The organism is Caulobacter sp. DWR1-3-2b1, from assembly GCF_049895765.1.
GTDB lineage: Bacteria > Pseudomonadota > Alphaproteobacteria > Caulobacterales > Caulobacteraceae > Caulobacter.
Genome location: NZ_JAFCSZ010000037.1, coordinates 1 through 26,043 on the forward strand (window position 1 = coordinate 1; position 26,043 = coordinate 26,043).

The 26,043-nt window shown below is 65.8% G+C and carries 18 protein-coding genes and 1 pseudogene; 7 read left to right on the plus strand and 12 right to left on the minus strand.

The window, feature by feature from the left end:
* Nucleotides 1-114: 114 nt before the first annotated feature.
* Genes ACP69S_RS20050 through ACP69S_RS20060 form a run of 3 tightly spaced genes read right to left on the minus strand, consistent with a single transcriptional unit; the run spans nucleotide 115 to nucleotide 5,009 of the window.
* Entirely contained in the window at nucleotides 115-1,230 is a 1,116-nt protein-coding gene (locus tag ACP69S_RS20050) for an NAD(P)/FAD-dependent oxidoreductase (RefSeq protein WP_426000261.1), read from the minus strand.
* Nucleotides 1,227-1,529, minus strand: coding sequence for a hypothetical protein (locus tag ACP69S_RS20055; protein ID WP_426000263.1), 303 nt, complete (start codon nucleotides 1,527-1,529; stop codon nucleotides 1,227-1,229). Before ACP69S_RS20055 ends, ACP69S_RS20050 begins: the two co-directional genes overlap by 4 nt.
* 39 nt (nucleotides 1,530-1,568) lie before the next feature.
* Complete coding sequence (locus tag ACP69S_RS20060; RefSeq protein WP_426000265.1) at nucleotides 1,569-5,009, minus strand: indolepyruvate ferredoxin oxidoreductase family protein; 3,441 nt, start codon at nucleotides 5,007-5,009, stop codon at nucleotides 1,569-1,571.
* 141 nt (nucleotides 5,010-5,150) lie between these two features.
* On the opposite strand from ACP69S_RS20060, the gene ACP69S_RS20065 reads away from it, so the two are divergent.
* The 3 genes from ACP69S_RS20065 to ACP69S_RS20075 all read left to right on the plus strand — a co-directional run bounded on the left by ACP69S_RS20065 (nucleotide 5,151) and on the right by ACP69S_RS20075 (nucleotide 7,127).
* On the plus strand, nucleotides 5,151-5,648 hold the full coding sequence (locus tag ACP69S_RS20065; RefSeq protein WP_062149215.1) for an Lrp/AsnC family transcriptional regulator: 498 nt from the start codon (nucleotides 5,151-5,153) through the stop codon (nucleotides 5,646-5,648).
* A 202-nt stretch (nucleotides 5,649-5,850) separates the two neighbouring features.
* Nucleotides 5,851-6,747, plus strand: coding sequence for a pirin family protein (locus tag ACP69S_RS20070; RefSeq protein WP_426000267.1), 897 nt, complete (start codon nucleotides 5,851-5,853; stop codon nucleotides 6,745-6,747).
* Between the two features lie 80 nt (nucleotides 6,748-6,827).
* Nucleotides 6,828-7,127, plus strand: coding sequence for a hypothetical protein (locus tag ACP69S_RS20075; protein WP_426000269.1), 300 nt, complete (start codon nucleotides 6,828-6,830; stop codon nucleotides 7,125-7,127).
* 100 nt (nucleotides 7,128-7,227) lie between these two features.
* Here the strand turns inward: ACP69S_RS20075 and ACP69S_RS20080 are convergent, their stop codons facing one another.
* Nucleotides 7,228-7,932 (minus strand): phytanoyl-CoA dioxygenase family protein, encoded by a 705-nt coding sequence (locus tag ACP69S_RS20080; RefSeq protein WP_426000271.1) that lies wholly within the window; start codon nucleotides 7,930-7,932, stop codon nucleotides 7,228-7,230.
* Nucleotides 7,933-8,178: 246 nt separating this feature from the next.
* On the opposite strand from ACP69S_RS20080, the gene ACP69S_RS20085 reads away from it, so the two are divergent.
* A complete protein-coding gene (locus ACP69S_RS20085) occupies nucleotides 8,179-9,216 on the plus strand; it encodes an adenosine deaminase (protein ID WP_426000272.1) in 1,038 nt (345 codons plus the stop codon).
* A 25-nt stretch (nucleotides 9,217-9,241) separates the two neighbouring features.
* Here ACP69S_RS20085 and ACP69S_RS20090 read toward each other — a convergent pair whose 3' ends face one another.
* The 4 genes from ACP69S_RS20090 to ACP69S_RS20105 all read right to left on the minus strand — a co-directional run bounded on the left by ACP69S_RS20090 (nucleotide 9,242) and on the right by ACP69S_RS20105 (nucleotide 15,763).
* The gene (locus tag ACP69S_RS20090; RefSeq protein WP_426000274.1) at nucleotides 9,242-10,228 is read right to left on the minus strand and encodes a DegT/DnrJ/EryC1/StrS family aminotransferase; all 987 of its coding nucleotides are present in this window, start codon (nucleotides 10,226-10,228) and stop codon (nucleotides 9,242-9,244) included.
* A 115-nt stretch (nucleotides 10,229-10,343) separates the two neighbouring features.
* Nucleotides 10,344-11,900, minus strand: a complete 1,557-nt coding sequence (locus tag ACP69S_RS20095; RefSeq protein ID WP_426000276.1) for a class I adenylate-forming enzyme family protein — start codon at nucleotides 11,898-11,900, stop codon at nucleotides 10,344-10,346.
* A 134-nt stretch (nucleotides 11,901-12,034) separates the two neighbouring features.
* A complete protein-coding gene (locus tag ACP69S_RS20100; protein WP_426000278.1) occupies nucleotides 12,035-14,125 on the minus strand; it encodes a 3-hydroxyacyl-CoA dehydrogenase NAD-binding domain-containing protein in 2,091 nt (696 codons plus the stop codon).
* Between the two features lie 411 nt (nucleotides 14,126-14,536).
* On the minus strand, nucleotides 14,537-15,763 hold the full coding sequence (locus ACP69S_RS20105) for a serine hydrolase domain-containing protein (protein WP_426000280.1): 1,227 nt from the start codon (nucleotides 15,761-15,763) through the stop codon (nucleotides 14,537-14,539).
* Between the two features lie 123 nt (nucleotides 15,764-15,886).
* Between ACP69S_RS20105 and ACP69S_RS20110 the strand changes: the two genes are divergently transcribed.
* The 3 genes from ACP69S_RS20110 to ACP69S_RS20120 all read left to right on the plus strand — a co-directional run bounded on the left by ACP69S_RS20110 (nucleotide 15,887) and on the right by ACP69S_RS20120 (nucleotide 20,379).
* Nucleotides 15,887-17,812 carry an ATP-binding protein gene (locus ACP69S_RS20110; RefSeq protein ID WP_426000282.1) on the plus strand — a complete coding sequence of 642 codons (1,926 nt, stop codon included), beginning with the start codon at nucleotides 15,887-15,889 and terminating at the stop codon, nucleotides 17,810-17,812.
* Nucleotides 17,813-17,942: 130 nt separating this feature from the next.
* The gene (locus ACP69S_RS20115) at nucleotides 17,943-19,172 is read left to right on the plus strand and encodes a TetR/AcrR family transcriptional regulator (protein WP_426000284.1); all 1,230 of its coding nucleotides are present in this window, start codon (nucleotides 17,943-17,945) and stop codon (nucleotides 19,170-19,172) included.
* 82 nt (nucleotides 19,173-19,254) lie between these two features.
* Nucleotides 19,255-20,379 (plus strand): hypothetical protein, encoded by a 1,125-nt coding sequence (locus ACP69S_RS20120; protein ID WP_426000285.1) that lies wholly within the window; start codon nucleotides 19,255-19,257, stop codon nucleotides 20,377-20,379.
* On the opposite strand, the gene ACP69S_RS20125 is transcribed toward ACP69S_RS20120, so the two are convergent.
* From ACP69S_RS20125 to ACP69S_RS20140, 4 genes and pseudogenes are all read right to left on the minus strand, one after another.
* The gene (locus tag ACP69S_RS20125) at nucleotides 20,376-21,149 is read right to left on the minus strand and encodes an exodeoxyribonuclease III (RefSeq protein WP_426000287.1); all 774 of its coding nucleotides are present in this window, start codon (nucleotides 21,147-21,149) and stop codon (nucleotides 20,376-20,378) included. The two genes, ACP69S_RS20120 and ACP69S_RS20125, sit on opposite strands and share 4 nt — an antisense overlap.
* 99 nt (nucleotides 21,150-21,248) lie before the next feature.
* Nucleotides 21,249-24,369 (minus strand): annotated as a pseudogene (locus tag ACP69S_RS20130) (TonB-dependent receptor).
* Nucleotides 24,370-24,763: 394 nt separating this feature from the next.
* A complete protein-coding gene (locus ACP69S_RS20135) occupies nucleotides 24,764-25,744 on the minus strand; it encodes a sensor histidine kinase (RefSeq protein WP_426000288.1) in 981 nt (326 codons plus the stop codon).
* Nucleotides 25,745-25,962: 218 nt separating this feature from the next.
* The coding region (locus ACP69S_RS20140) for a hypothetical protein (RefSeq protein WP_082464997.1) at nucleotides 25,963-26,043 on the minus strand (81 nt) is incomplete at its 5' end.

Below are 26,043 nucleotides of genomic sequence, written 5' to 3' on the forward strand. Positions count from 1 at the left end.
TACCGCTCGACGAACCGCCGCTGTCGTTGTGGCGCTCCCGTGGTGTACCTGCCCCATAGCGCATCCTTCCAACCATCGGAAAATAGTGCACCATCAAAGTCCGGGACCAAACATCTAGTCGAGCAGGCGCGCCGCAACCTCTTCACCGATGGCCAGCGAGCTGGTCAGGCCGGGGCTCTCGATGCCGAACAGGACCATCAGCCCTTCCAGGCCATGGTCGTCGGCGCCGCGCAGCTGGAAGTCTGGCTGGGGCTCCCCCGCGCCGTGCAGCTTGGGGCGGACGCCCGCATAGTCGGGGGTCAAGGCGCCGTCCGGCAGGGCCGGCCAGAACTTGCGGATATAGGCGGCGAATACCTCGGCCTTGGCCGGATCGATCGAATAATCCGGAGACGGAACATATTCCAGATCGGGGCCGAACACCGCCTGGCCGCCCAGGTCGTTGCGATAGTGCGTGCCCAGCGCGCCATGGATGGGCGGCGGATAGATCAGCCGCTGGAACGGGGCCTTGCCGTTCAAACGGAAATAGACGCCCTTGCCGAAATGGCCCTTGGGGATGTGGCTTTCGGGATAGCCCTCGATCCGCGCCGCCACGGCTTGGGCCGAAAGCCCCGGCGCGGTAACCAGCAGACGGCAGGTCAGGGTGGTCGGCTCGCCGCCGCCGGCCTGCACCGCAAAACCGCCGCCGGACAGGGCTTCGGCCCCCTCGAACGGCGTGGCGATCACCACCGCGCCGCCAGCCGCCTCGATCTCGCCCTGCAGAGCCAGCATGTAGCCGTGGCTGTCGAACACACCGCTCTCCGGCGATAGCAAGGCGGCGTGGGCGTTGAGGCCGGGCTCAAGCGCGCGGGCCTGCTCGCCCGTCAGTCGCTCCATGCCCTCGACATCGTTGTCGCCGGCCTGGGTCCAGATCGCATCGAGACGCGCGACCTCGTCTTGGCTGGTGGCCACCACCAGCTTGCCGCACTTCTTGTAGGAGACATTGTGCCGCTCAAGGAAGGCATACAGCGCCCGCCGCCCCCGGACGCACAGCCGCGCCTTCAGCGATCCGGAGGCGTAGTAGAGCCCGCCATGGATCACCTCTGAATTACGCGACGACACGCCCTGACCGATATGGCCCTGCTCTTCCAGCACCGCCACGATCAGACCACGCTTTGACAGGGCGTAACCACAGGCCAGCCCCACGGCGCCCGCGCCGACTACGACAGCGTCGAAATCGAAATCCTGGCTCACTCGTCGGCGGCCTTGGCCTGCGCCTTCAGATTCGTCAGCATCGCGGACAGCGAGATATTGCCGGCGACCTGCTCGTCAGGGTCGACGACATCGAAGTCGAGCTCATCCAGCAGCGCTTCGAGCTTTTCCGAGCCTCCGACGATCTCGGCGGCTCGCCGATAGTTGAGTTCAGCCAGTTCGGCCGCGACGCCCTCGTCGAGCGAGGCGAACTCGCCGCGCTCGACGCGCGCCTGCAGATCGGCGGCGTCCTCGGCGGTCAGCTGCACCGTGACTTGGTTGGCGTTGAGCGGCTTGGTCATGGCGGCAAGCCTATCACGAACCTCCCACCGCACCAGACCTCAGCCCGCCCACTGCTCCCACAGCTTGGCCTCGGCCGCCTTGGCCGTGACGACCGACGCGTCCTTGACGTGGCCGTAGCCGCGGATGGCCTGCGGGATTTCGGCGATCCTCACCGCCAGCGGCAGGCTCTCGAGCCGAAGGCCGGCCGACAGGCGGTCAAGCGTGATTTCGTAGTCCGCCATCAACTCGCGCTCCGTCCGGCGCTCCTCGGTCTTGCCGAAGATGTCGAACGGGCCGCCGCGCAGCCCCTTCATCCTGGCCATGAGCGGGAAGGCGTAGTCGAGCATCCAGCCGCCGAAGGCGATCTTCTTTGGGCGGCCGTCCTTGTCCTTGGCGCCGATGATCGGCGGGGCCAGCCAGACCTTGGCCTTGCCGCCCTTGAATGTCCCGGCAAGTTCCGCCGCGAAGCGACCGTCCGTATACAGACGGGCAACCTCATACTCGTCCTTATAGGCCATCAGCTTGTAGAGATTGATCGCCGCCGCGCGGGTCAGAGGCAGGGCGCCGCCCTCCCCACTCACCGCGACCTCGGCCGCGCAGACCTTGGCCACCTTGGCGGCGTAGCGGTCGGCATAGGCGGCGTTCTGATAGGCGGTCAGTTCGGCCGTGCGCTTGGCGATCAGCTCGTCAAGCGTCATCGTCTCGGGCGTGGCGACCGCGTCGACCTTGGGACCGGCGGCCGAGGGATCGTGAGCAATCCGGCGGCCCAGCTCGAAGGCCTGCAGGTTGGCGTCGGCCTCGACGCCGTTCAGCTTGATGGCCCGGTAGAGCGCGCGGCTAGACAGCGGGATCACCCCGCGCTGCCAGGCGAAACCGACCATGATCATGTTGGCGAAGATGGCATCGCCGAACTGGTTCTCGGCCAGGTGCTGGGCCGGACAGGCGTCGAAGCTCTTGGTCGCGCCCTTGACCCGGCGGGCCATGGCGCCGCTGTCGAACTTGACGTCGCGGCTGGTGACGAAGTCGGCGGTGGGGGCGAAATCGCTGTTGCCGAAGGCGCGGGTGCGATCCTTGGCGTACAGCGACAGGCCTTCCGGCGAGGCGGCCACCAGCAGGTCGCAGGCGATCAGCACGTCGGTGCTGGCGGCCGGCACACGGCCGCCGACCACGGTCTCCTCGGTCTCGCCGATCTTGACGTGGCTGAACACCGAGCCGCCCTTTTGGGCCAGACCCGTCATGTCTACGACACTGCCTGAGCGCCCGTCGATATGGGCGGCCATGGCCAAGATCGAGGCGACGGTGGTCACCCCCGTGCCGCCCACGCCCGTGAACAGGATCTTGCGTACGCCGGTGAGCGGCTCGAATTCCGGAAGCGGGGTCGACTCGGCCGTCAGGGCGGCGGGCGCCTTCTCGGACTGCGCGCCTTCAGCGCCTTCCAGAGTGATAAACGACGGGCAGAAGCCTTCGACGCAGCTGTAGTCCTGATTGCAGCTTGACTGGTTGATCTTGCGCTTGCGGCCAAATTCGGTGTCCAGCGGCTCGACGGAGACGCAGTTGGACTTCACCGAACAGTCGCCGCAACCTTCGCAGACCAGCGGGTTGATGAAGACGCGCTGGGTCGCCTTGGCCATGGTCCCGCGCTTGCGGCGGCGGCGCTTTTCGGTGGCGCACGTCTGGTCGTAGAGCAGGACGGTGGTGCCAGGCGTGTCGCGCAGCATCTTCTGCACGCTCATCAGTTCCGAGCGCGGGAAGACATCGACATTGGGGGCCAGATCAGCGACGCCCTGATAGCGCTCCATCTCGTCCACGACGATGACGGTGCGGGTCACGCCTTCGGAGGCCAGCTGGCGAGTGATCTGTGCGGGGGTGAAGCCGCTTTCCGCGCGTTGCCCCCCCGTCATGGCGACCGCGTCGTTGAACAGCAGCTTGTAGGTGATGTTGGCCTTGGCCGCGATCGCCGCCCGGATCGCCAGCGAGCCGGAGTGATTGTAGGTGCCGTCGCCCAGGTTCTGGAAGACGTGCTTCTCGGTGGTGAACGGCGCCGCTCCCACCCAGGTCAGGCCTTCGCCGCCCATGTGGGTGTTGAGGTCGGTCGAAGGGTCGTTGAAGCCGGCCATGTAGTGGCAACCGATGCCAGCGAGCGCGCGCGAGCCCTCGGGCAGCTTGGTCGAGGTGTTGTGCGGGCAGCCCGAGCAGAAGAACGGCTTGCGGGCCTGGTCGGCCGCCAGGCTGACGGCGGCGACGCCGGCGGCCGAGACGCGGTCCAGATAGGCCCGGGCCCGGTCCATGTGCGGCCCGTCGGGCAGGCGGTCATAGATGGCGAGAGCGATTTCGGCGACCGACAGCGACCCCAGCTCCGACAGCAGCGGGTGATGGTGCTCGTCGGTCTTGCCGATGATGCGCGGGCGGGCTTGCGCGGGCAGATCATAGAGGGCGGCGCGAGCCTGGGGCTCGATCAGGCCGCGCTTGTGCTCGATGACCATCAGGGTCTCGAGCCCGGCGGCGAAGGCGCGGATGCCCAGGGGCTCCAGCGGCCAGGGCATGCCGACCTTGTAGATCGACACGCCCAGATCGGCGGCTTCCTGCAGGGTCATGCCCATGGCCGTGAAGGCCTCCAGCACGTCCTTGTAGGCCTGGCCCTGGCAGACGATGCCCAGGCGGGCCTTGCCGACGCGGACATGCGAGGCGCCCAGCACAACGCGGTCGATGTTGTTGGCGCGGGCAAAAGCGAGTGCGGCGGGGATCTTGTGCAGACGGAGCCGGCGCTCCTTCTCCATCGGCTGGTCCTTCAACCGGATGCCCAAGCCTCCCGGCGGCATTGGAAATTCGGGAATGACCAACTTGTGGCGGCCCAGCGACACGTCGATGGTGACGCCACTATCCATGGTGTCGGCCAGGGCGATCATACCGGTCCACAGGCCGGTGAACCGCGACATCGCGATGCCCATCAGGCCGTAGTCGAGCACTTCCTGCACATCGGCCGGCGACAGCACCGGCATCTCGAAGTCCTGGAAGGCGAATTCCGATTGCGACGGCAGGGTCGAGCTCTTGCAGGCGTGGTCGTCGCCCGCAACGGCCAGCACGCCGCCGGTCGGGAAGCTGCCCGCGAAATTGGCGTGTTTGAAGACATCGCCGGTGCGATCCACGCCGGGCGCCTTGCCATACCACATGCCGAACACGCCATCATGGGTCGCGCCCGGGAACAGGTTGGCCTGCTGGCTCCCCCACACAGCGGTGGCGGCCAGGTCCTCATTAAGGCCTTCCTTGAAGACCACGTCGTGCGCGGTCAGCAGCTTGTTCAGGCGCGCGGCCTGTTGGTCGAGACCGCCCAGGGGCGAGCCGCGATAGCCCGACAGGAAGCCTGCCGTATTCAACCCTGCCTTGCGGTCGAGACGCTTGCGATCCAGCAAAACCCGGATCAGCGCCTGCACACCAGTGATGAAGGCGCGACCATCTTCGAGAAGATATTTGTCGTCTAGAGTGACTTCTGAGTGCCTCATGGCAAAAAAATTCCTCCCGGGTCTTCTCGCCCGCGCAGCAATATCTTATAGAAACGGGGAAATTGTTTGCCCAAGGCGTGCCCTACCCATGGCCGCTTTCGGCATGATCGCCGCGCCAAATCACCTCTGGGGGAGGAATTCTTGTCCGAACAACTCGACGCCGTGGATGCCAAGATCCTCGATCTCATCCAACACGACGCCGGACTGTCCGTCGCGGAGATCGCGGAACGGGTAGGGCTGTCTTCCAGCCCATGCTGGCGCAGGATCAAAAGGCTGGAGGACGCGGGTGTCATCCAGCGCCGCGTGACCATCCTGGACCGTGAAAAGCTTGGCCTTGGCTTCGAGGTCTATTGCACGGTCAAGCTCTCGCTGCCGACCAAGGAAAACCTCGACACGTTCGAGCAGGCCGTCAGCAAGTGGGCCGAGGTCGTGCAGTGCGCCACCGTCACCGGCGCCGCCGACTACGAGATGCGCATCGTCACCCGCGACATGCGCGCCTTCGACGAGTTCCTGCGCGACAAGCTGCTGTCGCTGGGCCTGGTTTCCAACATCGAGAGCCGCATCGTTATTCGCGGCGTCAAGAACTCCACGGCGGTGCCGCTGGGGTTGGTGAGTCCTTATGTGAGCCCGCTGGGTTAAGATAAATCCTCCCCCTGAAGGGGGAGGGGATCGCGAAGCGATCGGAGGGGGAAGTGCTGCACAGGCAGCGGGGTCTTCCCCCACCGGCCTGACGGCCACCTCCCCCTTCTGGGTGAGGGCCTGCCCAACCCCCCGCGCTTTTCGACAAGACGCCCGCCGCCACTCGTGAAATTCTCCCGCCAACCTTGGCCGGAGCCCCTCCATGATCGACCTCGTTATCGAAGCCCGTCGTCACGACATCGGCAACTTCGAGGTCGGGCGGGTCCTGCCCTTCCACGCCAAGCGGATGGTCGGCCCCTTCACCTTCCTCGACCACATGGGCCCCGCGCAGTTCGCGCCGGGCTTTCCCAAGAGCGCGGACGTCCGCCCTCACCCGCATATCGGCCTGTCGACCCTGACCTATCTGTTCAAGGGCGAGATCACCCACCGCGACAGCATCGGCTCGCTGGCCGAGATCAGGCCCGGCGAGGTCAACTGGATGACGGCCGGAAGCGGCATCACCCACTCCGAACGCTTCGAGACCCTGCGCCGCCAGGGCGGCAAGATGGACGGCATGCAGGCCTGGATCGCCCTGCCTCACGAGTTCGAAGAGGTCGATCCCAGCTTCACCCACCATCAGGGCGACGCCGAGCTGCCCTATTATGAGAGCGACGGCCTGAAGGCGCGGCTGATCGCGGGCGAAGCCTTTGGGGCCAAGACCAATGTGCCGGTCTATTCACCACTCTTCTACGTGCATTGGGAACTGGCGGCCGGAACCACCGCAGCCCTGCCCGCCGAATATTCCGAGCGCGCCGCCTATGTCGCGTCCGGCCGGGTCGAGGTCGACGGCCGCGAACTGACCGCCCTGCAGATGGCTGTGTTCGCGCCGGGCGAGACCATCGTCTTCAAGGCCCTGGAGCCTTCCACCGTCATGCTGCTGGGCGGCGAACCGGTCGGCCCGCGTTTCATGGAGTGGAACTTTGTCTCCTCGTCCAAGGACAGGCTGGAGCAGGCCAAGGCGGACTGGAAGGCCGGCCGCATGAAGCTGCCCGACCTCGACCACGACGAGTTCATTCCGCTTCCCGAAGGTCCTCCCCCGCCGCCGCCGCCGATGTCCTGACCGCTGCACGCAACCGAACCTTCACCACGGAATTATCTCCTCGCCACGGCGGCAACCGCCGGGTTTGGGAGGAACTCCACATGCGCATCGTAACGATGGCGGCGATCGCCGCTCTGGGCCTGACGGTCATGGCTTGCGAGAACAAGGCCGAAAAGGCCAACGAGGCCGCCGCCGCCAGCAACGCCGCCGCAGTCGAAAGCCAGAAGGCCGCCGACGCAGCCGCCAGCGCCGCCGCCGCGACCGCCACGGCCGCCACAGCGACCACTGAAACGGCTGCTGAGGCCGCCGGCGACGCCGCCGCCGACGCTGGCAAGGCCGCCGAGAAAGCCGGCGACAAGGCCAAGGACGCCGCCGACGACGCCAAAGACGCCGCGCACTAAAGACATCACAACGCCGGTCGCCCGCGTGGCGGCCGGCGGCTTCAACAGCCACGACGAGACGGCCTCTGCCCAGCTCCAAGACCTTCGACGGCCCGAGCCTCTATTTGTAGGGACTTTTCTCGCGCAAGCCGAACCGGAGATAGTGCTTCCTGGCGTCCACGCCGGCCGCTGCGACGTTGGGGTGGAGCTCCAGATAGCGCTTCGGATCGAAGTCCGGCGCCTGGGCCATGAAGCCGCCCCCGGTCCCGATCACCTTGCCGATCATGTCGTTGTAGACGATCGGCCATTTGTGCGAGCCCGAATAGTAGATCAGCGGGCCAGCGTCGGGATGGATGTCCTCCATCGCCAGCCAGACGCCGCACATGAAGCGCTCGGGAATGCTCGAGAAGTGGATCGAGTCGGAGTGGATGTGCTGCTGGGTCCCGACCGGGAAGTTCAGGGTCTGGAACGGGAAAGCACGTCGGTCGTACAGTTTGCTCAGCAAGCCGGTCACGGCCGCGTTGACCGCTATGACGCGAACGTCCTCGTTCGTGCGCCAGGCATCCTGCACGCTCTGATCCTTCGGGGCCCTGCCATGGGCGCGATAGTGGTCCAGATCGTATTCCGGTGTCAGGGTCGTGATGATGCGCTCGATGCGCTGGTCGATGTCCTCGTCGGGGAAGTCAAAGATCGCAAAGCCCTGCTCGTGCAGCTGGACGGCGATGTCACGCTCGCTGTTCGACAGCCCCATGTCATCCAGCGAGGCCGCAAACAGCATCGACTCCACAAGCGGCACGCCGGGCAAAAGCTTCTGGGAAACAGTCATCGGCTCTTCGAGGTCGGCCTGGGGCGAGCTTAACCAGCAATGAGGCGTGATTTCCAGTCGATGATGCGGTCAGGGACCTCAGAGTGGGACCCGCCCGACCATGGGACCGGCGTGGATCGGCGTGAAAAGGCTCGAAGTGTCGAGTCCGCTGGCGCCGGACGCGATGGAAAGCACGGATGCGGCGCAGGGCGGCTGATCGCGCCGGGCGGGCTTGAAAGGCGCGGGTTTGGATGCCCATAACTCCTCATGACCGACATCGCCTCTCTCCCCCAAACAGATCTGGCCGCCTTCGTCCGCGGCCTGCCCAAGGCCGAGTTGCACATGCACATCGAGGGCAGCCTTGAGCCCGAGCTGATGTTCGAGTTGGCCACCCGCAACGGCATCGCCCTGCCCTATGGGTCCGTGGAGGAGATCCGCGCCGCCTACGCCTTCTCCAACCTGCAGGACTTCCTGGACATCTATTATCAGGGCGCCGGCGTGCTGATCACCGAGGCCGACTTCAAGGATCTGGCCCTGGCCTATTTCCACCGGCTGGCGGCCGACGGCGGGACCCATGCCGAGATCTTCTTCGACCCTCAGACCCACACCGATCGGGGGATAGCTTTCGATGTGGTGATGAAGGGCCTGCTGGCTGGCATGGACGAGGCCGAGAAGACGCTGGGCGTCACCTCCAAGCTGATCCTCTGCTTCCTGCGCCATCTGGACGAAGACGCCGCCTTCGCCACCCTGGAACAGGCCAAGCCCTGGCTTTCCAAAATCGCCGGCGTTGGCCTCGACAGCTCCGAGGTCGGCCACCCGCCGGCCAAGTTCGCCCGCGTGTTCCAGGCGGCCCGCGACCTGGGCCTCAAAATCGTCGCCCACGCCGGCGAGGAAGGTCCGCCGGAATATGTCTGGGAAGCCATCGACCTGGTGAAGGTCGATCGCATCGACCACGGCAACCGGGCGCTGGAGGACAAAGCCCTGACGGCGCGGCTGGTCAAGGACGGCACGACGCTGACCGTCTGCCCCCTGTCGAACCTGAAGCTTTGCGGCGTGGCCAGCCTGGACCTCCATCCGCTCAAGCGCATGCTGGATTTGGGCCTAAGGGCCACGGTCAATTCCGACGACCCGGCCTATTTCGGCGGCTATCTGCTGGAGAACTATATGGCCACGGCGACGGCGATCGGTTTGACGCGCGAGGATCTGGTGACTCTGGCCAAGAACAGCTTCTCGGGGTCGTTCCTGAGCGAGGCGGAAAAGGCTGAGCGGATCGCAGGCGTTGAGGCTTACGCGGCGGCGAACTGAACGGCCGGGACGCCCCCGCCGGCAGCTATCCCGCAACCGCGCTCCGCAGCACCGCTGCGATGTCGTCGAGGGCTTGCAGTCCAAGGTCCGGATCGAGGCGGATCACGACGACCGAGCTCGCGAGGCGATCAGCGACCGGGGTCTCGTCGGCGTCCATGTCGCGAGTGCGGAACGAAGCGCCGATGGCTTCGACGCCGGCTTCGGCCAGCTTGCTCAGCACGGCCGGAGCGGTGTCGTCGGGCAGGCTGAGCGCGCAGGTCTCGGAGACCCAGCTCATGCCCCAGCCCGGCTGGAAGCCGATGGGGGCATCCAGCAAAAGGACCCGCAAGCGCTGGGCGGCGGTGGCCAGGCGCGGGCGCTTCTGCGGCCACAGGTTCAGGCCAGCCTCACCCTCGAACAGCGGGGTTTCCATGGCGACGATCGGGGTGGCGTCCTCGCAGGCGACGAACACGCCATGACCGCTGGGCAGGCCGACGATGACCGGCACCGGGGCGCTCTGGATGACGTCGAAGGCCTCGACGGCCTCGACCAGAATCGGCAGGCCGGTCTCGTCGCGGAAGGCGGCCCAGGCGCGCAGGTCGGGCGCGCGGCCGTGGGCGCCGGCTGGCAGGATGGCCTCCAGCGGACCGGGCGCTTCCGGAAGACGCTCGCGCAGGTGCGAGGGGTCGAACATCCAGCTGAACGGATCGACATCGACCAGCCAGGGCTTCAGCCCTGCGGCGACCACGCCAGCCAGGGTTTCAGAGCAGGCCAGGGCCGACACCACGCAGTAGCCTCCGGGACGAACACCCATGGCGGTCAGGGCGGCGGAGACAGCGTGCGCATGATCGGCCAGCACGCGCACGGCCACGGGGCGGCAGAAGCGCGACATCAGGCCGGCCTCCTCGCCCGGACCATGGCCCGCGGCGCGCAGGGCTTCGGTGACGGCGTCGAAATCGACCGGCAGGACTGGGCCGCGCTTCCTGGCGCTGGCCGGCTTCAGGACGGGGATAACGGCGGGCGAAGGACGCATGAGGCAGGCGCTTCCACGAGAAACCGGTTTCGCCCTATGGCGTCACCTTATGGTTAAGCAACCGTAACAACCGATTCCATCCGTCTGGCTGCGGCGCGCCGTCGCGGGGAAAAGCTCAGGAATTCAGCGCAGCCTGCCATGAGTCGCGCAGTTCGCGCTTGAGAACCTTGCCGATGTGACTGCGGGGCAAAGCATCGACCAGGTGCAGTTCCGCAACGCGCTGGGTCTTGCCGACCCGACTATTGACGAAGACCTTGATCTCGTCAGCGGTCGCGGCGGCCCCGGCCTTCAGGGCCACGAAGGCGACGGGCGTTTCTCCCCAGGCATCGGACGGCACGCCGACCACGGCCGCTTCGGCGACGGCCTCGTGCTTGACGATCTCGGCCTCCAGATCGCTGGGATAGATGTTGAAGCCGCCGCTGATGATCATGTCCTTCTTGCGGTCCATGAGGGTGAGAAAGCCATCCTCGTCGAAGCGGCCCACGTCGCCGGTGCGGATGAAGCGGTTTCCTTCGGGACAGATCCACGTCGCCTCGGCGGTCTTGCCCGGCTGGCCGTGATAGCCGTTCATCATGCCGGCCGACCGGCCGACGATCTCGCCGACCACGCCAGGACCAACCTGAACGCCGTCCTCGTCAATCAGCCGGATGTCGTGACCGGGCGCGGGCTTGCCGACCGTGTGCAGCTTGTCGGGATGCTCGTGGCACATGAGAATGCAGGTGCCGCCGCCCTCGGTCATGCCGAAATATTCGACGAGGCCGCCTGGCCAGCGCTTCAGCACGTCCGCCTTAAGCTCGGCGGCGAACGGCGCGCTGGTGCAGAACTTCAGGTGGGTGGTCGACAGGTCGTAGCTGGCGAAATCGGGCCGTTCCATCAGGCGGCGATACTGCACCGGCACCAGCATGGTGTGGGTCATGCGATGGGTCTGGGCGAGTTCCAGGTATCGGCCCGCATCGAACTTCTTCATCAGCACGACAGTGCCGCCGCCGGCCAGGGTCGGGAAGAAGACGACCAGGGTGGTATTGGAATAGAGCGGGGTCGACAGCAGGGTCACCGCGCCCGGCGCATAGCCGACGGCGTCGCCCCGGAACACATGCTTCCAGCGCATGGCGTGCGACTGGACGATGCCCTTGGGCGTGCCGGTGGTGCCGCTGGAATAGATGATGTTGAACGGCGCTTCGGGGGCGATCTCGACCGGGGTTGGCTTGGCGCCCTCCGGGGCCAGCCAGGACTCGAAGGCCTCGCCCGCGCTTGAACCATCCAGGGCGATCAGACGCACCGGCACAGGCGTAGAGTTTTGGGCCTCGGCCACGCCGGCGTCGAGGAAGAACAGCCTGGCGCCGCAGTCGGCGACCATGCCGGCTATGGCCTCGGGCGTGGAGGAAGGCGCGAGCGGAGCGACGGCGACGCCAGCTCGCAGTCCACCCAGGAATACTGCCGCATAGTGGATCGACGACAGGGCGCAGACGGCGACGGCCTCGCCCGGCTTGGCCCCGTCGCGCTGCAGGGCCGCCGCGACGCGATCGGCCAGGGCGTCGAACTGGCCGTAGGTCACCGTCTCGCCGGTTTCCATCACGATGGCCGGATGGTCCGGGTTCTCCTGCGTCCGCAGGCGCAGGATGTCGCCCATCACGCCGTAGTCGGCGGACATCATGGCGGCGATGGAGGTCATGGTGTTTTCCTCACGCAAATACCTGTCATCCCGGCCAAGCGCGAAGCGCGCCGGGCCGGGACCGCCGGAAGCTCTGAGCCGGTTGCGGTCCCAGCTCTCCGCTGGGCTGCGGCCGGGATGACAGCTTGAAAGGACTAGGCGTCCTTGAACCCCTTGCCCTCGGCGACCAGCCGCTCCAGCAGGGCCGACGGCTTGAAGTCGTCGCCGTGCTTGGCCTGGAACTCGCGCATCTTGGCGAGGATCTTGTCCAGCCCCACCAGCTCGCCCCAGAACATCGGACCACCGCTATAGACCGGCCAGCCGTAGCCGTTGAGCCACACGGTATCGATGTCCGAAGCCCGGATGGCCTTGCCCTCTTCGAGGATCTTCGCCCCCTCATTGACCATCGGATAGAGGCAGCGCTCCAGGATCTCCTGATCGGTGATCTCGCGGCGCTGGATCTGACGCTTCTCGGCGAAGTCGGCGATCACCTGCTCGACAATGGCCGAGGGCTTGGCGACGCGGTTCTCGTCGTAATCGTAGAAGCCCTTGCCGTTCTTCTGGCCGCGACGGTCCATCTCGCACAACACTTCGCGGACGGTGGAAGACGAGGTCTTGGCCGGGTCCCAGCCGATGTCGAGACCGGCCAGATCGCTCATCGCGAACGGGCCCATGGGCAGGCCGAAGTCATAGAGCACGCGGTCGACATCCCAGGGCATGGCGCCTTCCAGAATCAGCTTCTGGGCCTCGCGCTGGCGCTGGGCCAGCATGCGGTTGCCGACGAAGCCATTGCAGTTGCCGACCAGCACCGCGACCTTGCCGATCTTCTTGCCGATCTGCATCGAGGTGGCGATCACCGACTTGTCGGTCTTCTCACCGCGCACGATCTCCAGCAGGCGCATCACATTGGCCGGCGAGAAGAAGTGCAGGCCGATGACGCTTTCTGGCCGCGAGGTCGAGGCGGCGATCACGTCGATGTCGAGATACGAGGTGTTCGACGCCAGGATCGCGCCCGGCTTGGCGATCTGATCCAGCTTGCCGAAGACCTCCTTCTTGATCTCCATCAGCTCGAACACGGCCTCGATGATCAGGTCGCAATCGGCCAGGTCTTCCAGGTTCATGGACGGCGTCAGCAGGCCCATGCGCTGTTCGACATCGTCCTGGGTCAGGCGGCCCTTCTTGGCGGTGTTCTCGTAGTTCTTGCGGATCACGCCGACGCCGCGATCCAAGTTCTCCTGCTTCATCTCGATGATCGTCACCGGGATGCCGGCATTGAGGAAATTCATCGAGATGCCGCCGCCCATGGTGCCGGCGCCGATGACGCCGACCTTCTTGACGGGGAGGATCGGGGTGTCGTCCGGCACGTCGGGGATCTTGGCGGCCTGGCGTTCAGCGAAGAACACATGGCGCTGGGCGGCCGACTGGCTGCCGGTCATCAGTTCCAGGAACAGCTTGCGCTCGACCTTCAGGCCTTCCTCGAAGGGCAGGTTCACCGCCGCCTCGATGGTCTGGATATTGTATTCCGGGGCTTTGAAGCCGCGGAACTTCTTGGCGTTGGCTGCGCGGAAGGCGGCAAAGATTTCGGGCTTGCCGCGGGCGGCCTCGACCTTGTCGTTCAGGTCGCGGACCTTTTTGAGCGGGCGCTTCTCGACCAGCACCGTCCTGGCGAAATCGATGGCCGCGCCGCGCAGGTTGGTCTCGTCGACTAGCTCGTCGAACAGGCCCATCGCAAGAGCGGCTTTCGCCGGAACGTGCTGGCCGCTGGTGACCATTTCCAGCGCCTTCTCAGGCCCGACAATGCGCGGCAGGCGCTGGGTGCCGCCTGCGCCGGGCAGCAGGCCGATATTGACCTCGGGCAGGCCGCACTTGGCCGACGGGGTGGCGACGCGATAGTTGGCAACCAGAGCCACTTCCAGCCCGCCGCCCAGAACGGTGCCGTGAATCGCGGCGATCACCGGCTTGGGCGAGTTCTCGATGACGGCCTGCACCTCCTGCAGGGTGGGGCCGGTCATGGGCTTGCCGAACTCGGTGATGTCAGCGCCGGCGATGAAGGTCTTGCCCGCGCAGATCAGCACGATGGCCTTGACCGCCTGGTCGGCGATGGCGGCGTTGAAGGCGTCCTGAAGCCCTTCGCGCACGATGGCCGACAGTGCGTTGACCGGCGGCGAATTCAGCGTGACGACGCCGATATCGCCTTCAACGGAAAGGTCTGTGACGGCATTGATCGCGGTCATGGCGGTTTCCACCCCTGCTCTTATGTTTGAACGGTTGTTTGAAGACAAAACCTGCACGGTCCCACGCGGATGTCCAGACCTCCGTGACGGCGCCCGATTTGAGGGCAGCCGGCGTTGACGGCGTCAGGAACATACTAGAAGTTCGAAACAGTAGTTTCAGCTGAGATGGTCCGCCGAGGCCGACGCCGCGCGAATGCGGCTTCTCCCTTGCCAAAAGAGCTATCCGTGCTGGGGAGGGCGTGCGCGTGGAAGCTGAGACTTGGGACGCGACTTGCAAGCGTCCCGCCAATTCCTAGTCATGGATTTCGCGCGGGCGCGACGCGTTGTGGCCAATGCGTCGGACTGGGTAAAGCGAACTTTGGCGCGGGAGCCCGGCTCCCGCGCCGCTTTCTTGTGTGGTGCGATTGAGAGGCCGGGACGCCGCTAGGCCGCCGATTCCGTGAACGCCGAATAGACCAGGGTTCGCAGCTCGCGGCGGATCGGGTACGCGGTCGATGGCATCAACTGGGTCATGAAGACCACCGCCAGGTCCTCGACCGGGTCGATCCAGAACGCCGTCGAGGCCATGCCGCCCCAGAAATACTCACCGTGCGAGCCGATGTTCTTGGTGCGCGCCTGATCGATGGTCATCGCAAAGCCCAGGCCAAAGCCCAGCCCCTCGAACACCGCCTCGCTGAACAGCGACTTCGAAAGCTGGGTCAGCTCCTGGCCGCCCGGCAGGTGGTTGATGGTCATTAGCTTGATGGTCTTGGGGCTGAGCAACCGCGCGCCGTCCAGCTCGCCGCCGTTCAGCAGCATCCGGCAGAAACGCATATAGTCGTCCGCCGTCGAGACCAGACCGCCGCCGCCCGACTTCACCGCCGGATCGGTCAGGTAGCGGCTCTTCTCCGGATCGTCCTGCAGCACCACCTTGCCCGACGGCGTCAGGGCGTAGCAGGCCGTAAACCGCGCGCGCTGGCTCTCTGGAACGAAGAAGCTGGTGTCGATCATCTTCAGCGGATCGAAAATCCGGCTCTTGAGGAAGGCGTCGAACGGCTGGCCCGAGATCTTCTCGACCAGATAGCCGAGCACGTCAGTGGCCACCGAATAGTTCCAGGCCTCGCCGGACCCGAACTCCAGCGGTACGGTCCCCAGCCTGTCGACGAAGTCCTGCAGGCCGCCGTCGCTGTCGATGCCGTCCAGCTTCAGCTTGCGATAGGCCGCATCGACATTGGTGCGCTGCTGGAAGCCATAGGTCAGGCCGGCGGTGTGGCGCAGCAGGTCCAGCATCCGCATCGGCTCGGCCGCCCGCCTGGTCTGGAACGCGCCGAGCACGCCCGCCTCGAAGACGCCCAGGTCGCGCCAGGCCGGGATGAAGCGGTGGACCGGATCGTCAAGCGAGACCCTGCCCTCCTCGACCAGCATCATGAAGGCTACGCTGGTGATGGGCTTGGTCATCGAATAGATGCGGAACAGGCTGTCAGCCTTCAGCGGCTTGCTGCGTTCGACGTCCGCCGACCCCAGCACGGACGTGTAGGCCAGCTGGCCGCGTCGCCAAACCTGGGTCAGGGCGCAGGGCAGCTTGCCGCTGTCGATATATTTGTCCTGGATGAAGGTCTCGATGCGCTTCAGGCGCTCCGACGACAGGCCTACAGCTTCGGGCGTACTCAAGATCCGACATCTCCCTGCGACCGCTCGTATTCGGCGGTGTTGTTGTTGGCGCGTGCGGGTCATCGTGACGCAACGCTCGCTTTACCCGTCTCGTGCATAGTTATTGGAAACGAGGGAACGCCGATGGGCAAGGACTTGAGCAACAAGGCCGCCCCAAGCACAGAAGACGCCGCCGCCGACTGGTTCTTCCAGAACAGCCTCGACATGTTCGTGGTGCTGGAGAGCGGCGCGATATCACGCGTCAATCCGGCCTGGACGTCCCTGACCGGCTGGTCGGCCGAAGAGAGCCTGGGCCGCCAGATTCGCGATTTCTTCCACCTGCACGACACCGAAATCTTCGAAGAGCTCAGCCGCTCGCTGCGCGCCGAAGGCCGCGCCGGCTCCGAACATCGCCTCGCGCGCAAAGGCGGCGGCTGGCTCTGGGTGCGCTCGCAGTCCAGGCAACTGTCCCAGAACGTACTGCTGGTGGTAATGCAGGACTTCAGCGAGGACCGCGCCCGCGCCATCGCCCGCCAGCAGGCCGAGCGGGCCGGCGAGATGCTGCGCTCCACGGCCGGCGTCTATGTCTGGAAGTTCAATCCGCGCAAGGGCGTCTACGTCTTCGAGCAGGACATTCCCACGCCATCCTCGCCCCAGGGCGGCGCACGAGCCATGACCGTCGCCGAAATGACCCAGTCAATTCATCCGGACGACCGGGTCCGTGTCTGGGAAAACTTCTCGGCCACCCTTCAGATGGGCGACCATCGCATCGTGAACTACCGCTATCTGGATCCCGAGAGCCAAACGTGGGCGGTGATGCGCTCCGCATGGCGCGGCGTGCGCGGGCCCAGCGCCGGTGTCTGGGACGTGATCGGCATCAGCCAGAACGTCACCGAACTGACCGCAGCCCGCGACGCGGCCCTGGACGCCGCCGAGGCCAAGAGCCAGTTCCTGGCCAATATGAGCCACGAAATCCGCACGCCGATGAACGGCGTCCTGGGCGTGCTTCACCTGCTCAAACAGGAGAAGCTGTCGGAAGACGGACGTCAGCTGCTCAACGAGGCCCTGGGCTGCGGGGCCATGCTGTCAGAGCTGCTCAACGACATCGTCGACTTTTCCAAGGTCGAGGCGGGCAAGCTGGAACTGGATCCCGAGCCCACCGATCCAGCCGCCCTGCTGCGCGGCGTGGCCGATCTGTTGCGGCCGCAGACGCGGCAGCGGGGGCTCTATCTGCGGGTCGAGGCGCCGTCCGACCTGGGCTGGGTGTCGGTCGATCCTGTGCGCCTGCGCCAGGCCCTGTTCAACCTGCTGGGCAACGCCGCCAAGTTCACCCTGGAGGGCGGCATCGACATCCGCCTGACCACGCGCCCTTCGGACACGGGCCTGTGCCTGCGCTTCGAGTTCCAGGACACCGGCGTCGGCATCGCCGAAGAGGCTGGTCGCCACCTGTTCGAGCGCTTCAGTCAGGCCGATGGCTCGACCACCCGCCGGTTTGGTGGGGCCGGCCTGGGCCTGGCGATCACCCGGCGTCTGGCCCAGTTGATGGGCGGCGAGATAGGCTTCACCAGCACTGAGGGCGAGGGCTCGACCTTCTGGCTCGAAATCGAGGCCGCCCGGGCGGACGCCATCCAGGCCTCCGAAGAGATCGACCACCCTCTCTTCGCCGGCCGGCGCTTCCTGCTGGTCGAAGACAACGCCACCAACCGCATGGTCGCCTCGCGCATGCTGGAAGCCATGGGCGCCAGCGTCGAATGCGCGGAGGACGGCGCCCAGGGCGTCGAGGTGGCGAAACGCGGCTTCGACCTGATCCTGATGGACATCCAGATGCCCGGCATGGACGGCATCGAGGCCACCCGGCGCATCCGGGCTCTGGGCGGAGATGTCGGCGCCACCCCGATCCTGGCCATGACCGCCAACGCCCTGGCTCACCAGCAGGCCAGTTATCTGGCGGCCGGAATGAATGGCGCGGTCGCCAAGCCGCTATCCCCCGCCGCCTTGGTCCAGACCCTGGTCGCCGCCCTGGATGAGGCCGAAGACGCCCATCCAAGCGGCGTTCTGCAACAAAGCTGAAAAACCCCGGGCCCCAAGTCCTGTTATTGTCAAGATAATCGGGGGGCGGCCTTTTCGTCGCTCCCTGGGACGCCTAAATTGGACCCGTTAGTCCAGCACCACGTCGACGGCGCTTCGGGGACCCTGCCTTATGGATGACGGACGGATCGCGGGCGCGGCTACTCCGCGCTATGCGCGCAAGAAGGAAGCGATCCTGGCTGCCGCCACAGCGATCCTGAACCGTCAGGGCGTGCGCGGCATGACCCTCGCCGACGTTGCCGCCAAGGTCGGCCTGATCACCACCAGCGTTACCTACTACTACCGCAAGAAGGACGACCTGGCCGCCGCCTGCTTCATGCGCGGCCTGGAGCGGTTCGACACGATGATCGCCCAGGCGGCGATCCAGCCTGACCCGCCGTCGCGCCTGAAGACCTTTATCGACCTCTATCTCGACCTGAACCGCCGCGTGCGGCTGGGCGAGGCCACGCCCCTGACCAGCTTCACCGAGATCAAGGCTCTCAAGGAGCCGTTGCGCTCTTCGGTGTCCAACGCGTTCAACGACCTCTTTCGGCGGGTGCGCGGCTTCTTTGAGGGCGAGGGGTTCGAGCACCTCGAAAAGCGCGAACGCAACGCCCGCACCCACCTGTTGATGGAGCAGGTGTTCTGGTCGGGCACCTGGTTGCGGCGCTACGACCTGGACGACTACGAACGCGTTCGCGACAAGATCTACGACATTCTGATCGGCGGCCTGGCCGGCCCCGGACAGGTCTGGGAGCCCACCGCCCTGCCCGACCCGACACCCGTCTCGCTCGAGGGTCAGGAATGGCGCGAGACCTTCCTGGTCGCCGCCACGCGCCTGATCAACCAGCGCGGCTATCGGGGCGCCTCGGTCGAGGACATCTCGGCGGCGTTGAATGTCACCAAAGGCTCGTTCTATCATCACCACGAGGACAAGGACGCCCTGGTGGTCGAGTGCTTCCAGCGCACCTTCGCGGTGACCCGGAAGTCTCAAGCCGACGCCCGCGCTCGAAAGGGCTCATCCTGGGAGCAGGTGGCCGCCGCCACCGCCACCCTGGTGGCCTATCAACTCTCAGATCACGGCCCGCTGCTGCGCGCCTCGTCGATGGGCGCCTTGCCTACCGACATCCGTCACGACATGGCCGAAGGCTATGGCCGGGGCTCCGAACGTTTCGCTGCCATGATCTCGGACGGCATAGCCGACGGCTCGATCCGTCCGGTCGATTCAATGATCGCCGCCCACATGATCAACTCGATGCTGAACGCCGCCGCCTCGCTGGGCGCCTGGGTGCCCGGTGTGGAGCGCGACGAGGCGGCCGAGCTGTTCGCCCGGCCGCTCCTGATGGGCGTCTTTACGCGCTGACCCCAGGCCTCGGCTTTCCGAGGATTTCAAAGCGTGTCGCGGCTGTTAATTTATAGGCGATTGAGTCGCTCCGAGGGCCTGCATGACCATCATCGGTGCACAGCCTTACTTGACGGGTTACGCCAACACCGGTTTCGCGGGCAGCAAGACCACCCCGACGAGCACGGCCGACACCTCTGCCCAGGCCAAGGCGGCCAACAATGCGACAGCGGCGGTCAATGTCACCCTGTCGGCCGAGGCCCAGGCCCAGGCCGCACTGAAGGCCCAGACCGACACGCGCGGCGCCGACACCGTGGTGATTGAGGCCCGCGCCGCGATCGACAGCCTGCTGAAGGCGGCCAAGGCTCTCAGCGCTTTGAAGGACGGCAAGGCGACGATCGACCTGGGCGAGCTGGATCGCCGCGAGCTTTACGCCATTGCGAGTGGGCGCGGCGGCAAGTTTCCGATCGAGGAACAGGTGGTCGCCACGCTGGAGCTGAAGGCTCGCCGCGACCAGGCCCTGGCTCAGCCGGCGGCCAACGCCCGCATCACCGGCGACCATGCCGGCCTCTACAATGCCGCCCTCGAACATCTGGAAGCCGCTGGCCTCGAGGAAAAAGCGACGGGCCAGTGGGCCAAGGACAAGGCCGCCCTGATCGCGGGCCGCGACCAGGCCATCGCCCGGCCCGGCGTCGCGCCCACGGGCATCGAGGGCGACCCGATCGCCGCCTATCTGAAGGATGTTGGCGCGGTGGTCGCCAATCCGCGCACCTGCGACTTCGGCAAGGTGGCCGCCGACGTCCGCTCGGTGCTGGACAGGCAATACGCCACCGCAGTCGGCGACGGCATGGCGAGCGATCCAGACTCGGGCGAGATCGACTTTTCCAGGTTCGACGCCCGCTCGCTGGCGGCGATTTCGCTCAATCGCGACGACCTGTTCTCGCAACATGAAGTCCGCGAGGCCGCTGCCGAGATCAGAGCCCGCAATGGCGACGCGGTCAGGGACAGCTATCAGGCCAGCGGATCGTCCGAAGATCCTTCGGCCTTCGGCGAGGCGATGATCGCCCGCTATGCCGGCATGACCGACGAGGAACGCGACGCCTCGGACTGGAGACCGCAGCTTTACGATCAGATGGTCAAGCTGCAGGACATGCGCAGCCAACTGGCCTCTTTCTTCGCCAGAGCAAGCGGCCCGGGCGGCGGGTCGAGCCTGCTGGATTATCTCTAGATGTCGAGGTCGATCCAGGCCGGCGCGTGATCACTGGCTCCAGCCTCCCCTCGAACCCAACGGTCGACGCCCGCATCGACCAGCCTGTTGGCCAGCGCTGGCGACAACAGCAGGTGATCCAGACGCAGACCCTTGTCGGCCGGCCAGCGCTGGCGCTTGTAGTCCCAGAACGTCCACAGCGGCCCGACGGGGTGGATCGCCCGCAACGCGTCCAGCCAGCCCTGGTCCAGCAACCTGCGAAAGGCCACCCGGCTTTGCGGACGTAGCAGGGCGTCGTTGCCCCAGGAGCGGGTTGGATAGATGTCCTCGTCGGTCGGCACGACATTGTAGTCGCCCGCCAGCACGACCGGCGCGCCCGTCGCCAGCAAGTCCTCGGCATGCCGGATGAGGCGTTCGAACCAGGCCAGCTTGTAGTCGAACTTCGGACCCGGATTGGGATTGCCGTTGGGCAGGTAGAGGCAGCCGATCAAGACACCGTCCACGGCGGCCTCGATATAGCGAGACTGCGTGTCCTTCGGGTCTCCCGGCAGGCTCTCTCGCGTCAGCACCGGCTTGGCGTCGCGTGCCAGGATGGCCACCCCGTTCCAGCTGCGCTCGCCCTTCCACACCGCGCTATAGCCGACCTGCTCCAGCACATCGGCCGGAAAGGCGCCCTGCTCGGCTTTCAGCTCCTGCAGGCAGACGATGTCGGGCTCCGCCTCCGCCAGCCAGTCCAGCAGGCTGTCGAGGCGGCTGACCACGTTGTTGATGTTGAAGGTGGCGATCCTCACAACGACCACAACGCGGAAGGGCGCCGGCGCGACCATCGCCAAAAGAAAGAAGCGCGCCCCGCGAGGGGCGCGCTTCCGCCTTGATCGCTCCATCGAGAACTAGAACTTCTTGCGCAGACCCACCTTGTAGGTCCGGCCCAGCGGGTCCCCGGTGAAGGGGTCGTAGCCGAGGTCAAGACGGGCGTAGGACGGATCCTTGTCGAACAGGTTGGTGATCGCCGCCGTCATCGTCGTGTCCCAAGGCAGGAAGACGCGATAGGCCAGGTCGGTCAGGACCTGGGCGTCGATCGTCTTGCCGTTGGTGATCTGCACGCCCGCGCCCGTAGTGTCCTTGTAGGCGTTGGCCGCGAAGGGCGCCGTGCGCTGGTCGGTGTAGGAGTCGATGTAGTGGACAGTCAGGCGCAGGTTGTGCGGCCCCATGCTCCACTCGGCATGGACGTCGCCCTTCCACTGCGGAATCGGCACGACCGTGGTCTGGTAGTTCAGCAGGCCGACAGCGTCGAAGGCCTTCTCGACCACCACGCCCTCGACGCTGGTGGCGCCGACCTTGTACTCGGCGATGTAGGTGGCGTTGCCGCCGACCGAGACTTCGCCGCCGAGGACGTTATCGAACCGGTAGTCGACCGCGAAGTCGAAGCCGGAGTTCTTAACCGCCGCGCCGTTGATGTAGTTGGTCTTCAGACGGGCGATCGTGGTGGGCGGGCCGCAGACGCCGTTGAAGGTGAACCGCGCCGCCAAGGCCGGATACAGGGCGCAGTTATTGGCCCCGGTCGCACCGTTCGGATAGAGCGCGTTGACGATGCCGGCGACAGGTTCGGTGACGATGGGATTTTTGAAGTCGAACTGGAAGTAGTCGATGCTGGCCTTCAGATTGCCGGCCTTGAACAGCAGGCCTGCATTGTAGGTGTTGGCCTTTTCCGGATTGAGGTTCGGATTGCCGAAGATATCGACTGCACGGAAGGTGCCCAGGATGCTCTGCAGCGACGTCACCGAGGTGGTGGTGGTGATCGGATCCGGTGGCCCGCGGAAGGTCGAGCCGGCTGAGCCGCGCACCGCCAGCCAGGGCAAGGCCTGCCAGCGCGCCGAGACCTTGGGATTGAAGGTGTCGCCCACCGCGCCGCCATAGTCCTCAAAGCGGGCGGCCAGTTGCACCTGGAAGGTCTCTGTGACGGGCACCGACAGTTCGCCGAACGCGGCCATCACATCGGACTGGTTGTCGGCTTCGTTGCCAACGCCCAGGAACATGAAGGGGCCGTTACGCTGCGAGCCGGTGCAGGTGGTCACGCCGAAGTCGGGCGTGTTGACGCAAGGATTGATCGCCGCATTGCTGATGTCGTTGTAGTCGGCCTTGAAATAGGTGCGGCGATATTGAACGCCTGCCGCCCAGGCCACGTCGCCGCCGCTCAGGCTGATACCGGTCTTGCCGTTCAGCACCGCCTCGCCGACGAACAGTCGCGAGGACTGCTTGGTCGACAGCTTCCGGAAGAACCACTTGGCGAGGTCCTTGTTGATCGCCAGGGCCGAATTATAGGCCGGATTGGCCGCGCCGGTGACGGCGTTGCTGGGGATCGCGCTGGCGAAGGGGTTGAAATACATGCAGCCGCCGACCCCGGCCGTACCCTGGATGCCGGGCGTTGTCGGACTGCTGTCGCAGGTCGGGCCGCCCAGGCCTTGCAGCGCCAAGGCGTAGCGATTGACCAGGCTGTCGTAACCCGTGCGGATGCCGACTTCCTGGGAATAGGTCAGGGCAAACTCCCAGCCGATGCCGTTGTCGAACTCGCCTTTCAAGTCGCCCGAGACGCGGAAGGCGTCAAAGGCCCGCGAGCCGATCGAGGGGCCGTAGTCGAACGCAGGGTTGCCGCCGATACCGAAGGGCCGGTTGGCGGCGTTAATTGCGCCGAAAGCGAAGATCGAGCCCGGGGCTGTGAACTGGGCGCCGGTGAGGAGGTTGGTCAGGTTCACGGTCGGATTGGCCGCGATGAAAGCCTGAAGTCCGGGGTTGCTGGCCGGTACGATGTAGCGCCCGGGAACCGCCGAGGCCTCTGCCGTCGGTACGGCAAGCGCCGCATAGGATGGCGAAGTGTTCCAGTCGGGCACGTCGGTGTGGGCGTAGAGCACCTCGACGTGGAACTTGGTCTTGTCGGAGAGGTCAGCGTTGACCTCGCCATAGACCTGAATGCCGTCGGACTTTTCCACGAGATTGTCGAACGGCGTGTAGTGCCAGTAGCAGACTGGCGTCAGGCCGCTGAAGCCGGGAAAGCCGCCCAGGCCCGCGCAGGCCGGGTCGCGCATGGCGCTGGTGGTGCTGGCTAGCGGGATGAAGGTGGAGGGGCTGCCCGCCGCCGACCAACCGGCTTCCGGATTGTTCAGATAGGGCGTGTTGGCCCAGCTGCGCTGGGCAACGCTGAGCTTGGAGCGATGCTGCCAGCCGGCGCTGACCAGAACATTGCCGTTGTCCCAGACCTTGCCGAAGGTGGCGTTGAGCCCGTAGTCGCCGTCCGAGCCGTCGATAATCCGGTAGTCGGCGCCCACCTCAAGGCCGTTGAAGTTCTTCTTGGTGATGAAGTTGACGACACCGGCGATGGCGTCCGAGCCATAGGTCGCCGCCGCGCCATCCTTCAGCACTTCCAGCCGGCCGATGGCGGCGGCGGGGATGATATTGGTGTCGACAATGCCGGCGCCGGCCGCGCCAAACGGGTTGATCGCCAGGCGACGGCCATTCAGCAGCACCAGGGTGCGCTGCGAGCCGAGGCCGCGAAGATTGACCGAGCCGGAGCCTTCAGACCCTTGGGCGCGGCTGTCGAACTGGTTGGTGTCGCCCAAGACCCCGCTGGAGACCGACAGGGCTTTCAGAAGTTCGACGGTAGAAGGAGAGCCCCGCTTTTGCAGTTCCTCGGCGCCGATCACATCGACCGGCAGGGCGGCGTCTTCCGGGGTGCCCCGAATGAACGATCCGGTGACGACGACTTCCTCGACCTCGGTAGGTCCGTTGTCGGGCCGGGTCTGGGCGTGAGCCGCCCCGGCAGTTAGGGCGATGGCCAACGCCAGTGACGAGCCGCCGCGCAGGAACACGGTTCTTTTCATTATGCTTCCCTCCCTCGTTTGCTTTTTTTGACGCTTATTTATCGATGCCGTGGTCGATCTCAGTCGTCGGGACGCTTGGCACGATGAGCCGCGCGCCGGGCCTCGCCATAGATGGCGAGATCTGGCGTTGCAGCATTTTCGAAACCTGATGATGCGCCGCACATAACCGACACTCTTGGGATCTCCCTGAGCCGGATACCGGAAAACTCAAGCACACTGCCGCGCACAACCTATGCGAGGCGAGGTTCGAACCTGGATTCGAACACCTGTTTCGATGATGCGGTATGTTTTGACCGTACGTCAACCGTCGCGCGGGGCGGCGCACGGCAAAGCCAGCCTTCGCGTCGCTGCTGACACCTTCTGGTAACAGGGTCTCGCAAGGGGATGTCTTACGGCCTGCTCACCGATCGATGATCGACAGAGAGGTTTTCCGGCGGGTCGGTTGCGCGAATTGAAGGGGCGAGGATCGACACGGCGGTCCGCCGCACGCCCCGCGAAGCGGCAGTCGATAGCGTGCCGGTCGACCGGCTTTAGTCCGGACGCGGCGGATAGGTCAGGCGACACACCGTCAGCCCATCCGCCCGGGTCATCTCGAACCGGCCGCCCAGTTGGCCGGCCATGGCGCGCACGATCCGTAGGCCCAGGCTCCTGGACGTGGCCGGGTCGAAGCCTTCGGGAGGTCCCTTTCCGTTGTCGGAAACCGTCAGGACGTGGTGGTGGCCGTCCTGGTCCAGCCGCACCGTCATCGCGCCCTCCCCTCCCGCGAAGCCATGCTCCAAGGCGTTGTTGAAGCTTTCCAGCATCACCAGGGTTACGGCCGTGGCCTGGTCGGGATGCAGGGGCGCCTCGCCACCTTCCAGCGTCAGGGTGACGCGAGCCCCCGCGGCCTGTGTCGCATCGGCAAGCAGCGCCTGGGCGAAATCGCGGAACGGGACCGGTTCGCCGACCTGGGTATGCAGTTCGCTCTGGATGCGGGCGATGACTTCGATGCGGCCCCCCGCCTCGGCCAGGGCGTGCTTGGCGTCGCCATCGCTGACCCCGCCCGCCTGCAGGCGCAACAGGGCCCCCACGACCTGCAGGTTGTTGCTCACCCGGTGGTGCAGTTCGCGATAGAGCAGGTCGCGGCTCTCGGCGAGGCGGGCATGGCGCTCCCGCTCGGCGGCCAGTTGCCGCACGGAGCGCCGCATGCCGTCGATAAAGAAGATGATCACGGCCGCGACGAAGGCGAAAAAGCTCAAGGCGATGAAGGTCGGAAAACTCAGGTCGAAGGCAAACCTTGGCGGAATGAAAACGTACCAGGCCGCCAGCCCGCAGAGCAACGCGCACAGGGTCGCTGGCTTTGCACCGAAGAAGTAGGTGGTGACGATGATCGCCGGGAAGAAAGTCACATAGGGATAGCCCGGCGGAAACCACTGGTCGAACGCCAGCCGAACGCCCAAGGCCGCGCCGGTCGCGGCCACAGCGAACCCATAGCGAAAGACCGCCGTCTCCCGGAACACACGCCAGTCCATCGCCCGATCCCCACCAGATGCCGCGCCGTGCCTTGCTAGGGCATGACAACGTCAGGCCGTCACCCGCCACAGAGTGAGCGAAGGGGTCAAGGCCGGGGCAGGATGCGCGTCAAACGGTCGCAGGCAAACCCAGTCTTGCCCGAGGCTTATATAGCAAAAGGCCCCGGAGTTTCCTCCGGAGGCCCTCGCATTCTTTAGTCGTGGCTAGAAAGTCGAGACTACTCGACGATCTTGGCAACCACGCCGGCGCCGACGGTGCGGCCGCCTTCGCGGATGGCGAAGCGCAGGCCCTGGTCCAT

Excerpts from the sequence above, each read along its gene's own strand:
- ACP69S_RS20055 (WP_426000263.1), bottom strand. The coding sequence starts at position 1,529 with ATGACCAAGCCGCTCAACGCCAACCAAGTCACGGTGCAGCTGACCGCC.
- ACP69S_RS20060 (WP_426000265.1), bottom strand. The coding sequence starts at position 5,009 with ATGAGGCACTCAGAAGTCACTCTAGACGACAAATATCTTCTCGAAGAT.
- ACP69S_RS20070 (WP_426000267.1), top strand. The coding sequence starts at position 5,851 with ATGATCGACCTCGTTATCGAAGCCCGTCGTCACGACATCGGCAACTTC.
- ACP69S_RS20075 (WP_426000269.1), top strand. The coding sequence starts at position 6,828 with ATGCGCATCGTAACGATGGCGGCGATCGCCGCTCTGGGCCTGACGGTC.
- ACP69S_RS20080 (WP_426000271.1), bottom strand. The coding sequence starts at position 7,932 with ATGACTGTTTCCCAGAAGCTTTTGCCCGGCGTGCCGCTTGTGGAGTCG.
- ACP69S_RS20085 (WP_426000272.1), top strand. The coding sequence starts at position 8,179 with ATGACCGACATCGCCTCTCTCCCCCAAACAGATCTGGCCGCCTTCGTC.
- ACP69S_RS20090 (WP_426000274.1), bottom strand. The coding sequence starts at position 10,228 with ATGCGTCCTTCGCCCGCCGTTATCCCCGTCCTGAAGCCGGCCAGCGCC.
- ACP69S_RS20095 (WP_426000276.1), bottom strand. The coding sequence starts at position 11,900 with ATGACCTCCATCGCCGCCATGATGTCCGCCGACTACGGCGTGATGGGC.
- ACP69S_RS20110 (WP_426000282.1), top strand. The coding sequence starts at position 15,887 with ATGGGCAAGGACTTGAGCAACAAGGCCGCCCCAAGCACAGAAGACGCC.
- ACP69S_RS20115 (WP_426000284.1), top strand. The coding sequence starts at position 17,943 with ATGGATGACGGACGGATCGCGGGCGCGGCTACTCCGCGCTATGCGCGC.
- ACP69S_RS20120 (WP_426000285.1), top strand. The coding sequence starts at position 19,255 with ATGACCATCATCGGTGCACAGCCTTACTTGACGGGTTACGCCAACACC.
- ACP69S_RS20135 (WP_426000288.1), bottom strand. The coding sequence starts at position 25,744 with ATGGACTGGCGTGTGTTCCGGGAGACGGCGGTCTTTCGCTATGGGTTC.